Origin of the sequence: Bradyrhizobium sp. 2S1 (genome assembly GCF_011516625.5) — a bacterium.
Classification (GTDB): Bacteria; Pseudomonadota; Alphaproteobacteria; order Rhizobiales; family Xanthobacteraceae; genus Bradyrhizobium; species Bradyrhizobium septentrionale.
On the sequence record NZ_CP147717.1, the window covers coordinates 4,169,840 to 4,182,481 of the forward strand.

At 63.6% G+C, this 12,642-nt stretch carries 12 protein-coding genes; 6 read left to right on the plus strand and 6 right to left on the minus strand.

Annotated elements, in window-relative coordinates; genetic code table 11:
• Positions 1-28: 28 nt before the first annotated feature.
• The 4 genes from HAP54_RS19665 to HAP54_RS19680 form a co-directional block, all read right to left on the minus strand.
• Positions 29-868 (minus strand): ABC transporter permease, encoded by an 840-nt coding sequence (locus HAP54_RS19665; protein ID WP_175619459.1) that lies wholly within the window; start codon positions 866-868, stop codon positions 29-31.
• Positions 865-1,686, minus strand: a complete 822-nt coding sequence (locus HAP54_RS19670; protein WP_166302906.1) for an ABC transporter ATP-binding protein — start codon at positions 1,684-1,686, stop codon at positions 865-867. The genes HAP54_RS19665 and HAP54_RS19670 overlap by 4 nt, the downstream gene beginning before the upstream one ends.
• The gene (locus HAP54_RS19675; RefSeq protein WP_166302909.1) at positions 1,683-2,726 is read right to left on the minus strand and encodes an ABC transporter substrate-binding protein; all 1,044 of its coding nucleotides are present in this window, start codon (positions 2,724-2,726) and stop codon (positions 1,683-1,685) included. The genes HAP54_RS19670 and HAP54_RS19675 overlap by 4 nt, the downstream gene beginning before the upstream one ends.
• Positions 2,727-2,993: 267 nt before the next feature.
• A complete protein-coding gene (locus HAP54_RS19680; protein WP_166302912.1) occupies positions 2,994-3,227 on the minus strand; it encodes a hypothetical protein in 234 nt (77 codons plus the stop codon).
• 137 nt (positions 3,228-3,364) lie between these two features.
• Here HAP54_RS19680 and HAP54_RS19685 point away from each other — a divergent pair, with 137 nt between their 5' ends.
• Positions 3,365-4,708 carry an IS1380-like element ISBdi2 family transposase gene (locus tag HAP54_RS19685; protein WP_166302914.1) on the plus strand — a complete coding sequence of 448 codons (1,344 nt, stop codon included), beginning with the start codon at positions 3,365-3,367 and terminating at the stop codon, positions 4,706-4,708.
• A 135-nt stretch (positions 4,709-4,843) separates the two neighbouring features.
• On the opposite strand, the gene HAP54_RS52535 is transcribed toward HAP54_RS19685, so the two are convergent.
• Positions 4,844-5,077 (minus strand): helix-turn-helix domain-containing protein, encoded by a 234-nt coding sequence (locus HAP54_RS52535; RefSeq protein WP_414646205.1) that lies wholly within the window; start codon positions 5,075-5,077, stop codon positions 4,844-4,846.
• Between the two features lie 130 nt (positions 5,078-5,207).
• Between HAP54_RS52535 and HAP54_RS19690 the strand changes: the two genes are divergently transcribed.
• Positions 5,208-6,146 carry an acetamidase/formamidase family protein gene (locus HAP54_RS19690; protein ID WP_166302920.1) on the plus strand — a complete coding sequence of 313 codons (939 nt, stop codon included), beginning with the start codon at positions 5,208-5,210 and terminating at the stop codon, positions 6,144-6,146.
• 193 nt (positions 6,147-6,339) lie between these two features.
• Positions 6,340-7,512, plus strand: coding sequence for a thiolase family protein (locus HAP54_RS19695; RefSeq protein ID WP_166302923.1), 1,173 nt, complete (start codon positions 6,340-6,342; stop codon positions 7,510-7,512).
• A gap of 72 nt (positions 7,513-7,584) precedes the next feature.
• On the opposite strand, the gene HAP54_RS19700 is transcribed toward HAP54_RS19695, so the two are convergent.
• A complete protein-coding gene (locus HAP54_RS19700) occupies positions 7,585-8,043 on the minus strand; it encodes a MarR family winged helix-turn-helix transcriptional regulator (RefSeq protein WP_166302926.1) in 459 nt (152 codons plus the stop codon).
• A gap of 82 nt (positions 8,044-8,125) precedes the next feature.
• Between HAP54_RS19700 and HAP54_RS19705 the strand changes: the two genes are divergently transcribed.
• The 3 genes from HAP54_RS19705 to HAP54_RS19715 all read left to right on the plus strand — a co-directional run bounded on the left by HAP54_RS19705 (position 8,126) and on the right by HAP54_RS19715 (position 12,336).
• The gene (locus HAP54_RS19705; RefSeq protein ID WP_166302929.1) at positions 8,126-9,559 is read left to right on the plus strand and encodes an MFS transporter; all 1,434 of its coding nucleotides are present in this window, start codon (positions 8,126-8,128) and stop codon (positions 9,557-9,559) included.
• A gap of 177 nt (positions 9,560-9,736) precedes the next feature.
• On the plus strand, positions 9,737-11,416 hold the full coding sequence (locus tag HAP54_RS19710; protein ID WP_166302932.1) for a mucoidy inhibitor MuiA family protein: 1,680 nt from the start codon (positions 9,737-9,739) through the stop codon (positions 11,414-11,416).
• A gap of 83 nt (positions 11,417-11,499) precedes the next feature.
• The gene (locus tag HAP54_RS19715) at positions 11,500-12,336 is read left to right on the plus strand and encodes an enoyl-CoA hydratase-related protein (RefSeq protein WP_166302935.1); all 837 of its coding nucleotides are present in this window, start codon (positions 11,500-11,502) and stop codon (positions 12,334-12,336) included.
• The last annotated feature ends 306 nt before the right edge of the window (positions 12,337-12,642 follow it).

Sequence of the window (12,642 nt, forward strand, 5' to 3'; positions counted from 1 at the left end):
TTTCTTGCTGTTGCCGAAATAGGGGGATCTATTGAACCTTGCGCCAGGGCATGAGCAGCCGTTCAAGGCGGCCCACCACGAACGTCAGCAGCAATGCCAGGCCGATCGTTGCAATCAGCGCTGCAAACACCTTGGGAATGATGTAGAGCGAGCCGGCCTTGAAGATTGCGTGTCCCAGACCTTCTGACGACGACATGAATTCGCCGACGATCGCACCGATCAGCGCAAATCCGACGGTGAGCTTCAATCCTGCAAAAATATCGGTGAGCGATGCGGGCACCACCAATTTGCGGAATATCTGGAACTTCGAGGCTCCCAGTGTCCGCATCAGGTTGACCTGGTCGGCGTCAACGCCCGTCGCGCCCTTGTAGGACGTCACGAGCGCCACGATCACGACCGACAACGTCGACATCGCGACTTTCGAGATCAGGCCTGTGCCGAACCAAATGATGATGATCGGCGCAAGCGCGATGATGGGAATCGATCCCAAGGCGATGATGAAGGGTTCGACAACGCGCGATACGAAACGCGAGTACCAGAGCAGAAGCCCGATCAGCGTTCCGAAGAAATTACCGACCACGAAGCCGAGCAGGGTTTCGAAGCCGGTGACATAGATATCGCGCCACAGCGAGCCATCGCGCGCCGACTGGCCCAGAAAGCCGAAGATCGCCGAGGGCGACCCGAACATGAAGGCTGCCTGCTTGTCCTGCCCTGTCGCGCGCTCCCACAACACAAGCAGCGCAGCCAAGAGCGCGACCTGAGTGAGCAGGACGAGTCCGGCTACGCGCCAACGCTTCCAGCGGTGCGCCGGCGGAGGCGGTGATCCTTGCACAACGTTCCCAAAATCGTCCTGTGCATTCGCGGTCATTGGAGTACGACGTCGAGATCGGCCCATATCTCCCGAACGTAGGCGCTGAATTGCCGGCTTTCGCGAGCGGCGATCATGTCAGTTCGTTCACCGTCCAGATCTATGTCGTACGTCGCCTTGACGGTTGTCGGCCTCTTCGACAGCACGATGACCCTGTCCGCCAGAGAGACGGCCTCCTCGATATCGTGGGTAATCAGCAACAAGGAGCGCCCGCGCTCGCGAACCAGCTTTGCCGTGTCACTTTCGATCAGCAGCTTGTTCTGAAAGTCCAACGCGGCAAACGGCTCGTCGAGAAGCAGCACCTCCGGATCATTGACCAATGTGCGGGCGAGTGCCACCCGTTGGCGCATGCCGCCTGACAATGTCGACGGATAGTGATCGGAGAAGCCGTGCAATCCGAGTTGATCCAGCATCGCGCGGCTGCGGTCATGCGCTTCGCTCGCCGCAAGGCCGCGGATTTCCAGTCCCAGCTTGACGTTGCTCAATGCAGTGCGCCAGGGAAACAGCAGATCCTTCTGCAGCATGTAGCCTACGTTCTGCGGCTGGCCGACGATCTCGTGCCCGTACCAGCGGATACGCCCGGAGTCAGCCGGTATCAGTCCGCACAGCGTATTGAGCAGTGTCGTCTTTCCGCATCCCGATGGACCAACGATGCTGACAATCTCGCCCTTCTTCAGCGTCAAGCTAAGATTGCCGATCACCGGGACAAATCGCCCCGCAACATCGTAGCCTTTGGCGACGCCTTCCACGGTCAACGGCACCAAGGACGCTGTGGATGTTCCGGTGCCGCCGTGGCCGGTGGTGATCGCAACTGTCATTTCAGACTGGCGACGGCCTTGTCGGCAAAGGAATTGTCGATGATCTGGTCGAACGGGATCGTGCCCTTGGCGTTGCCGAGGTAGACCTGCATCTCCATTAGATTCTTCCATTGATCCGGCTTGGTCACCACGGACTGTGCCGGGATCAGATACTGCAATTCGGCATCGATCGCCTTGTCGACAACCTCGCCCGGCAGATCCGGAAATTCCTTGCGGGCGACTTCCTTTGCGAAGGCGGGGTCTGCGTAGGTCTTGCGCGAGGCCTCCTCGAACGATGTCACCAGGGCTTGAACCATCGCGGGGTCTTTCTGGATCGTCGATGGAAGGACCATGATTCCCGTATTGCAGAACGGGCCGATGTAGGTGGAGAAGTCGAACACCACCTTGGCTCCCTGGGCCTCGGCCGCGGCCACGCTGGGCTGATACGCGATGGCAATATCCGCCTGACCGGCCAGCATCGCAGCAATTTCGGTTCCAGGATTCACCGGCACGATGGTGGCATCCACGCCGACCTTGAGGCCGGCTTTTTCAAGCAGGCGCTTCGCCACGCTGAAATTCGTATTCGGTTCCGGCGAGGTTACGATCTTCAGGCCCTTGAACTCTTTCGGGTCGGTGATGGGCTTTAACGTCTTTGAGACGCCGAAATAGTGTGCGCGCTGGACGACCGTGCCGACGACGACGCCCGGACCACCGTTCTCCCGCGAGATCTGCGCCATGGTCGCATCGCCGATGGCGAAGTCAGCCGATCCGCCAAGCACTGCAGCGAACGTTTGCGTGTCGCCTCCAGCGGCGCTGACCTTCATGTCGAGACCGTTCTTTTCGAAGATCTTTGCATGCATGCCGACGTAGAGATTGATGTAACCGAGGTTGTGGACTGCTTCGCTGAAACGAACTTCTTTCAAGCCGGCCGCCGCGGCCGTCCTGATCGCGATCGGTCCGCCGAGCGCGAAACCACAAGCAAGACCAGCGGAAGTGGTCAGGATGTTGCGGCGGCTGACGCCGGTCTTGACGTCGGTAAAATCGCGGACAAGGCCAGTCATGATCTCAACTCCCTGCAGGACCGTTGGCGTCCGCGGCGAGGGTAATCGGTCGTTCGGATTTGCGACAAGAAGAAAGTACAGACAGCTGCTGCCGGGTTTTGTGCAAGATTTGGATTTGCGTCAGCGGCGTGCCAGTTCTTGCCGGGAGTGTGCCCCCGGATCGAAAAATTGCGCTCGATGCAGGGGCAGCTTGATCAAATCCCCGCCACGGTGCAGCGCATTATGTCACTTTTGCCAGAATGGCTGCCTGAATTGTTCTCGTCGAGATCAGCGATTGACACGGATTGATGCGAAGCGGCCCGTCACAGCGCCTCCGCACTTTTCCGCGGCGATGCTGATCGCACGACGGCCCCGGCCGTCGACGTCCTTCGGCGCGTTCGTTTGCGGCGTGCTGCCGCTTGCTATTTCGCCGGCCGGCGTCGCCTTCAGGCAGGCAGATAGATTGTCGATGACGTTTCGCAGCCTGACATTCTCGACGGCAAGTCCGCGCATGTCGAGCACGGCTGGGTGGTCTAGCCCGTCTTATTCGTCAGAGTGCGCCTGAGAGGCTGGCGAGCGTGGTGTAAAGCGCTGATGCGGCGTAGGATTCGGTTGCAAAGCCAACCCCATCACCTTCAGCCGCGAACACCAGGCCCGCCATGACCGATGATACGATTCTGCCCTTCTCGTTTCCAGCCGTTCACGCCAAGAAAGTCACAGCTGCCTTCGATGGCGGTCGGCTGACCTCGAACGGGGGCGTGATGCTTCTGGCGATGGCCGAGCGGCGTCTCGGCTTGGCCGACAATTTGGCCCGGGTGTTCCCGGATCGGCGCGATCCGACGCGGGTCGTGCACAGCCTTGTCGATATGTTCCGCGCGCGCATGTTCGCGATCTGCTGCGGCTACGAGGACGCCGACGACCTCGATCATCTGCGGTCCGATCCGGCATTCAAGCTGGCCTGCGGACGGCTGCCGGACACGGGTCGCGATCTGTGTTCCCAACCGACGCTGTCGCGGCTGGAGAATGCTCCGCGCCTGCGCGACGTGATCCGACTGACCTACACTTTGGTCGACGCATGGATGGATAGCTACCCGCGCGAGCCGGCATCCGTCACGCTCGACATCGATGATACCTGCGATGTCGTCCACGGCCATCAGCAGCTCTCGCTGTTCAACGCTCATTATGACGAACGCTGCTTCCTGCCGATCCACGTCTACGACACGGAGAAGAGCCGGCCCGTGGCGGTCGTGCTGCGGCCCGGCAAGACGCCGGGCGGCGTCGAGGTGCGTGCCCATCTGCGCCGCCTAATACGGCATATCCGGACGCGGTGGCACAACACGCGAATTACGTTCCGTGGCGACGGGCACTATGCTCGGCCGGAGGCCATGACGTGGTGCGAGACCAACGGCATCGACTACATCTTCGGTCTGTCCGGCACCAAGCCGCTCGCCAGAAAAGTCGACGAGGCCGCCGACGACATCCGCACGCGACGCGCCATCGAGAACCTGCCGGTTCTGCGTGGCTATACCGAGACGCGCCACAAGGCCAAGTCCTGGGATCGCGAACGGCGTACCGTCGCCCGTATTGAGGCGACGATGCTCGGCCTCGACATCCGTTTCGTCGTCACCAGCCTCGATGTCGGCTCGGCCGAGTGGATCTACGACAGCCTGTATTGCGCGCGCGGCCAAGCCGAGAATCTGATCAAGCTGCATAAGACACAGCTCGCCTCCGATCGCACCAGCTGCCGTTCGGCGCTCGCCAATCAAGTCCGCCTCGTTCTCCACACCGCCGCTTATTGGCTGATGCTGACCGTGCGCGACGCGATTCCCAAAGCCCGGGAATTGGCCACAGCCGAGTTCGCGACGCTGCGTCTTCGTCTCTTGAAACTCGCTGCCCGTGTCGTCGAGACCACGAGCCGCATTCGCCTTGCGTTTGCCGCGGCATGTCCCGAAGCCGACCTGATCCGCGGCTTGCCAAGCGCGCTGCTGCCGCTCGGTCCTTGACCGGCGGGGCGTCCGCCCCCCGTTCGCCCAACCTACACCTCAAGCGCGTTGCAAAGTACCGGTCGTCAGGCGGTGAAAAGCCGAAGGCAATCCCGCGCGCCTCGTCAGAGCAGATGTGCGGCCACATCAATCGGACTAAAAAAACGCACTCTCACGAATAGGACGGGCTAGACCGCCATACCGCCGCCTCCATCGGTAGAATGTTCGAAGCGAGATGCCGGATGTCGTGCAAATCTCGGCCACCGAGACGCCGGTATTCGCCTCGTATAGGAGATGCCGGATCTCATTTTCCGTGAATTGAGACCGCCTCATCAGAGTCTCCATTTGTCGCGCGGCCGCACGGAAAGGTGGCGCATGGCGTCCGCGCATCGGGTTACCAGGGCCACCCTACCATGGACCAGGAATGCTCAAAGGGCCCAAGCCTGTGGCTGTTTTTGACACCAAGTCTTGCCTAGGATGATGGCCGACATTTCCCGAGGGCAACTGCTTTGGAGGAGCGATGCCGCGCCGCCATGAAATTCCCGCCACTCCTGAGAACATGGTATGGGGGTACCTAGACAGTGCCAGTCCACCGGTTCTTACCGTGGAGTCCGGTGACGCGGTCACGCTGCATAGTTTCCCGGCGGGTGGGAAAGAAACCTTGCCGGACGATTTCAGTCGTGTCCCTGCCGATTATCTCCATGCGCTGAATACGCTGCCGCCGGGACCCGGACCGCATTTCATCACCGGGCCGGTCTACGTGAAGGGTGCCCAGGTCGGCGACACGCTTCAGGTCGACATTCTCGACGTGAAGGTCAGACAGGACTGGGGATTTGTTTCGATCCTGCCTTTGCTCGGCACGCTGCCGGACGAATTCACCGACTACGAAACCATTCATCCGACCATCGACCGCGATGGGAATTTTTGTACGATGCCCTGGGGAAGCAGGATCGAGCTCAGTCCGTTTTTCGGAATCTTGGCAACCGCGCCACCGCCGGCGTGGGGCCGGTGCGGATCGCCGGTCCCGCGCGCGTTCGGTGGCAACATGGACAACAAGGAGCTTCGCGCGGGCACCACGCTGTATCTGCCCGTATTCAATGAGGGCGCTCTGTTTTTCGCCGGCGATGGGCACGCCGTTCAGGGTGATGGCGAAGTCTGCATCACGGCCCTGGAGACCGGAGTCACAGGCACGGTCCGCCTGACCGTGCGGAAGGACATGCGGGTCAAATGGCCGTTTGCAGAAAATGCAACCCACCTCATCTCGATCGGACTGGACGAAGACCTGGACGACGCCGCCAAACAAGCCGTCCGCGAGATGGTCAACCACATCTGCGCGCGCACGAATCTCACGCGCAACGAGGCGTATATGCTGTGCTCTCTCGCAGGCAATCTGCGCGTAACGCAATTGGTCGACGGCAATAAGGGAATTCACATGATGCTCGCGAAATCGGCCCTGTGAGGAGCACCTTGGAATTCCAGGCACGTTTGTAGGCTTCATCCGCGCCGCCACGTGATCCTGCTTCGTCGGTTGCGTCGGGCCGCTTCCGTTCCGCAGAGCGGTATTTTGATGGCGCTTATTTCTGTTGCCTTGACGCCCCATGTGTACGAAGACAGCATCCAAGCTGAAATCATCCACTCAGAGGGAGAAAACAATGCGTGAAGCCGTAATCGTTTCCTACGCGCGCACCGGCCTGGCGAAGTCCGGCCGTGGCGGATTCAACATCACCCCGCCGATGTCGCTGGCTGGGCACGCCATCAAGCACGCGGTCGAGCGCGCCGGCGTCGACAAGGATTATGTCGAGGATTGCTATCTCGGCAATTGCGCGCATGGCGCGCCGAACATCGGCCGTCAAGCGGCGCTGCTCGCCGGCCTGCCGAAGACCACCGCGGGTGTCTCGGTGAACCGCTTCTGCTCGTCGGGCCTGCAGACCATCGCGATGGCCGCCAACTCGATCCGCTCCGACGGCTCCGATTGCATCGTCGCCGGCGGCGTCGAAAGCATCTCGATCCCCGGCGGCGGCTCGCCGAAGGAATCGATCGATCCGGACCTGCTCAAGACCGCGCCCGACATCTTCATGGCGATGATCGATACCGCCGACATCGTCGCCGAGCGCTACAAGCTCAGCCGCGAATACCAGGACGAGTATTCGCTGGAGTCGCAGCGCCGCATGGCGGCCGCGCAGCAGGCCAACAAGTTCAAGGACGAAATCGTCCCGATGAAGACCAGGATGAAGGTGGTCGACAAGGCGACCAAGGCCGAGTCGATCGTCGATTACGTCGTCGATCGCGACGAGTGCAACCGCCCCGAGACGACGTTGGAGGGCCTTGCCAAGCTCGAGCCGGTCAAGGGCCCGGGCAAGTTCGTCACCGCCGGCAATGCCAGCCAGCTGTCCGACGGCGCCGCCGCCGTGGTGCTGATGGAAGCCAAGGATGCCGAGAAGCGCGGCCTCAACCCGCTGGGCCGTTTCGTGGCCTGGGCCTCGGCCGGCTGCGAGCCCGATGAGATGGGCATCGGTCCGGTCTTCGCCGTGCCGAAGCTCTTGAAGCGCCACGGCCTGAAGATCGACGACATCGATCTCTGGGAGCTCAACGAGGCCTTCGCCAGCCAGTGCCTCTATTCGCGCGACCAGCTCGGCATCGATCCCGAGAAGTACAACGTCAATGGCGGCTCGATCGCGATCGGCCATCCGTTCGGCATGACGGGTGCCCGGCTCACCGGCCACCTGCTGCAGGAAGGCCGCCGCCGCAAGGCCAAGTGGGGCGTCGTGACCATGTGCATCGGCGGTGGTCAGGGCGGCGCCGGCCTGTTCGAGATCTACAGCTAAGCGCGATCAACACTGATTGCGTGAGAACGAGCGGCCCGGCGGCAACGCCGGGCTGCTTTTCGTTGAAGCAGGCTATGACGCCGGCAAATCGGCCGCGCGTTCGCCAAATTCGAGCGCGGCCACCAGTTCGAGCGTCTGCCGGAGATCGGCCGCCTGCTTCGCGCCAAAGGCGGCCTCGAAACGGTCCTGTGCCTCACGCCAGGCGGCCTGCGACTCGTCAAGCCGGGCTTCGCCGCGTTTGGTCAGCCGCACCAGTCGGCTGCGGCGGTCGTTCTTGTCGACGGTGATGGTCAGGAGGCCGTCGCGCTCGAGCGGCTTGAGGTTGTGGTTCAGCGCGGTGCGGTCGAGCACCAGCGCGGCTGCGAGCTCACCCATCGTCGGCGAGCCCGATCGTCTGACATAGACCAGGATAGCCCGTTGCGTGCCGCGCAGGCCTGACGTCGCGAGGATCGAATCGTAGAGCTGCGACACGCGCCGCGTCGCCTTGCGCAACGCCGTGAGATTGCACCGGCTGGTATCGATTTTCGCCATGCTGCCTCCAGACTGGACTTGACATATACATGCATATGCACCTAATGGCAATAGATGTATATGCACGTATCTGGAGGGTATGATGTCGGAGGTGGAAGTGGAGACGATCGGGCTGGCCGTCGGGACTGACGCGCAGCCGCGGCCGCGCGCGGCGACGGCATCCCCACGCCAGGTGCTGGCAATCGTATCGGTCGGGATCTGCCTCGCCAATCTCGACCTGTTCATCGTCAATGTCGGGCTGCCGAACATCGCGCAGGAATTCCGCGGCGCTTCGCTCGAGGACCTGTCCTGGATCCTCAACGGCTATGCGATCGCTTATGCAGCGTTGCTGGTGTTCTTCGGCCGGCTGGCCGAGCGGCACAGCCGCAATCTGAGCTTTCTGCTCGGCGTTGCGCTGTTCACCGCGGCGTCGGCGGCGTGCGCGCTTGCGCCCAACGTCGAATTGCTGGTCGCCGCCCGCATCGCGCAGGCCGCCGGTGCGGCGTTGATGACCCCGACCTCGATCGGCCTGCTGCTGGCGTCGTTTCCGCCCGAGCAACGCCCTGGCGCGGTGCGCACCTGGACGGCGATCGGTGGCCTTGCCGCCGCGCTCGGGCCGCTGGCGGGCGGCGTCCTTGTGACCTTCGACTGGCGCTGGATCTTCATCGTCAACGTCCCGATCGGCGTGGTTGCGCTCATCATCGGCTGGCTGAAATTGCCCGAGGTGCCCGGCCACGACGTGCCGCGTCCCAGTTTCCGGGCGGCGCTGCTGGCGACCTCTGGCATCGGCGCGCTGACATTTGCGATCGTGAAGGCCAATGACTGGGGATGGAGTTCGCGCGGTGTCGTCCTCGGCTTTGCCGTCGCAGCGGTCTCGCTTGCCGCCTTCGCGTGGCACTGTCTCAGATCGAAGAACCCGTTCGTCGATCCCGCGCTGTTCGGGGTCAGGCCTTTCACCGGAGCCACGCTAGTGATGGCGCCTTACTCGGCGGCGTTTGGCGCGATGCTGCTGTCGGTCGCGCTGTGGGACCAGACCGTATGGGGCTGGTCGGCATTGCAGACCGGACTTGCGATCGCGCCGGGTCCGTTGCTTGTTCCGTTCACCTCACTGTTGTTCGCCGGCCGCCTGATCGCGCGCTTTGGCGCGGCAGCGGTCGTGTCCGCCGGAATCCTGTCCTTCGCGGGCGCTCTCGCGATCTGGGCGACCTGCATGGGTCCTGAGGCCAACGTGCCTGCCGCTGTGGTCGGCATGATGTTCACCGGTATCGGTGTCGGGCTGACCTTTCCGACCCTGATGGGCGTCGGCGCCGGTTCTCTGCCGCCGTCGTCATTCGCCACCGGCTCCGCCGTCATCAACATGATCCGGCAGGCGGCGCTAGCGATCGGCGTCGCGATCTTCGTCGCGATCCTCGCAACGCCGGTCTCGATGGCCGAGCGGATCGCGGCGTTTCAGCGCGGATGGTGGATCATGATCGCCATCACCATGGCCGCTTTCGTGCCGAATTACCTGTTCATCCGGCGCAAAACGGATCGCTAACGGCGGAAAGCCCCGGCCGCGCCATACCGCAGCCGCGACGGCGCCATTGTGGCGCCGCACCGAAACCTCAATCGAACCAGTCCCTTCCTCGCTGCGTCTCACCACGAGAAACGGCGCGCCTGCGAGCCCGGCGTGCCGTTCGGCTCGTGCGATGCGACGTTTTCCCGGAGGGATGTCATGCGAAAGATTGCGAATTGTCTTGTGACCACCAGCCTGGTGCTGGCGGGAGCGCTGGTTGCCGAGCCGCTGCATGCGGCCAATCTCGATGCGGCCTCGCAGGTCGACGCCGTCACCGTCTATCCCGATGGCGCGAGCGTCACCCGCGTCATCACGCTGGACCTGCCCGCAGGTGACAACACGCTCATTGCCAACGACTTCCCGATGGGGCTCGATCCGTCCTCGCTGCGGGTCGAGGGCGAGGCGGGCGGCAGGCTGACGATCGGGGCGATCGACGCCCGGCCGCCGCGCCCGCTGCCGCCGGCCAACCTGCCCGAGATCGACAAGCGGATCGAGGCGCTCAGGGATCAGCGCGAGGATCTGCAGGGGATCATCACTTCCGCCGAGGCGCGGCGCAAATTCGCCGAGCACTTCGCAGAGGCCGCACCGGTCGGCATCGGCGAGAAGGGCGAGGCGCGCCCGGTGAGCGAGTGGCGCACCGCGTTCTCGGCGGTCGGGGATGAAGTCGCAACGGCCGACACCGCGATCCGCGACGCCACGCGCAAGCAGCGCGATATCGACCGCGATATCGCGCTGCTTGAAGCCGATCGCGCCGCCAAGCCGCCGAGCAAGCTCGAGGTGCGGATCGAGCTTGCCTCCGCCGCCGCCACCCGCGCGACGCTGCGGGTGACCTATGCGGTGCGCAACGCGCGCTGGACGCCGCTCTACGATGCCCGTCTCGATACCGGCGCCAAGGACCGCAAGCCCGCGATCGAACTGGTGCGCCGCGCCGAGATCACCCAGTCGACCGGCGAGGACTGGTCGAACGTGGCGCTCGTCGTCTCCACCGTGCGCGTCGCCCGCGGCGGCAATGCGCCCGATCTCAATTCGCTGATCGTGCAATATCCGCAGCCGCCGCGGCCGCTGGCATCGCGAAGCAGAGAGGACGGCGTGCAACAGCGCGCGGCGACCCTGGCACCCGCTCCGGCCGCGGACGCGCTCAAGGAATTCCGCTTTGGTGGGGGGACAACCTTTGGGGAACTGGAGGCGACCCCAGAGATCGGCGCGTTCCAGGCCACCTTCAAGATTCCCGGCCGCGTCAGTGTCGTCGCCAATGAGGGCGCCAAGAGCCTGCGCATCTCGACGGCGACGATCACCCCGGATCTCGCGGTCCGCGCCGTCCCGGTGATCGATCCGACCGCGTTCCTGGAAGCGAGCTTCGTGCAGGCCGACGATGCGCCGCTACTGCCCGGACAGGTCGCGATCTATCGCGACGGCATCTTTGTCGGCCGCAGCCGGATGGCCACGGCCGCCAAGGACGAGACCGTGCGGCTCGGCTTCGGTGCCGACGACAAGGTCAAGATCGAGCGCACGGTGGTGAAGCGCAATGAAGGCTCCGCCGGCCTGATCGTGACGACGTCGAAGACCGACGAGCGCGCGTTCAAGACCACGGTGCGCAACGGCCACGACTTCCCGATCAAGGTCGCGATCCAGGATCAGCTCCCGGTCAGCGAGAACGACGACATCGTGGTCGAGATGCTTCCGTCGTCGACGCCTGCCACCACCACCAATCTGCGTGACAGGCGCGGGGTGCTGGAATGGGCGTTCGAGGCCAAGCGGGGTGACGTCAAAGACATCAATTTCGCCTGGCGGATGCGCTGGCCCAAGGACAAGGGCGTCGTGATGGTGCCGGCGGGCTGATCTGCATCTCGCGGCGATGACATCCCTCCCGATCTCGGGCATCACTTTGCCAAAGGCAGCAAAGCCTGAGATCGGGAGGAACCATGAGCTACCAGCACATCATCGTCGATGATCCGCGTCCGCGCGTCTGCCGCATCACGCTGAATCGGCCCGAGAAGCGCAACGCGCTGAATAACCGCCTGCGCGGCGAGATCTTCGAGGTGCTGGAGCAGGCCGACCGCGATCCCGGGATTTCGATCTCGATCCTGCGCGGCGCGGGACCCTGCTTCTCGGCAGGCTATGATCTCTCCGCCGACAACCGCGTCGATCAGCCCTATCATTCGGCATCCGGCCCCGGCCAATGGTCGCGCCACGTCGTGGAGGGCTGGTTCTCGATCTGGGACCTCGCCAAGCCCGTGATCGCGCAGGTACATGGTTATTGCCTCGCCGGCGGCACCGAGCTCGCGACCGCCTGCGACGTGGTCTATGTCGCCGACGACGCCCAGATCGGGTATCCGCCGGTGCGGCTGATGAGCCCGCCCGATATGCAGTATCATCCGTGGCTGGTCGGCATGCGCCGCGCCATGGAATTGATGCTGACGGGCGACGCGATGTCAGGGTGCGAGGCCGCCGAGTGGGGCTATGCGACCCGGTCATTTCCGCTCGCCGAACTCGAGGCGAAGACGCTGGATTTCGCCGAGCGCGCGGCAAAGGTGCCGATCGAGCTGCAGCAGCTCAACAAGCGCAGCGTGCATCGCGCGATGGAGATCATGGGTGCCCGCGCCGCGATGCGCGCCGGCACCGAGATCCAGGCGCTGGCCTTCACCACCGAGGCGAGCAAGGCCTACATGGCAGGCTTCCGCCGCGATGGCGGCAGCGTGAAAGCCCAGCTCGACCAGCGCGACACGACGTTCGGGGATTATCGGACAAAGAAGGAGTGACGGCGGCATGCACGCCGCGCATTGAGCTTTATCACTGTCACCCTGAGAGGAGGCTGCGACGCATTGGACGCCGTCATTGCGAGGAGCGATAGCGACGAAGCAATCCATTTCTCCGCTTGCGACGCGATGGATTGCTTCGCTTCGCTCGCAATGACGCGGATGGGGCTGCGCAACTCTCTCACCGTCACCCTGAGGAGGCCGCGCAGCGGTCGTCTCGAAGGGCGACGGCCCGACTGCATCTGCGCGGCCGGATCGGGGCCGTGCATCCTTCGAGGCTCGCCCAGCAGCGCAATTGCGCCACCTCAG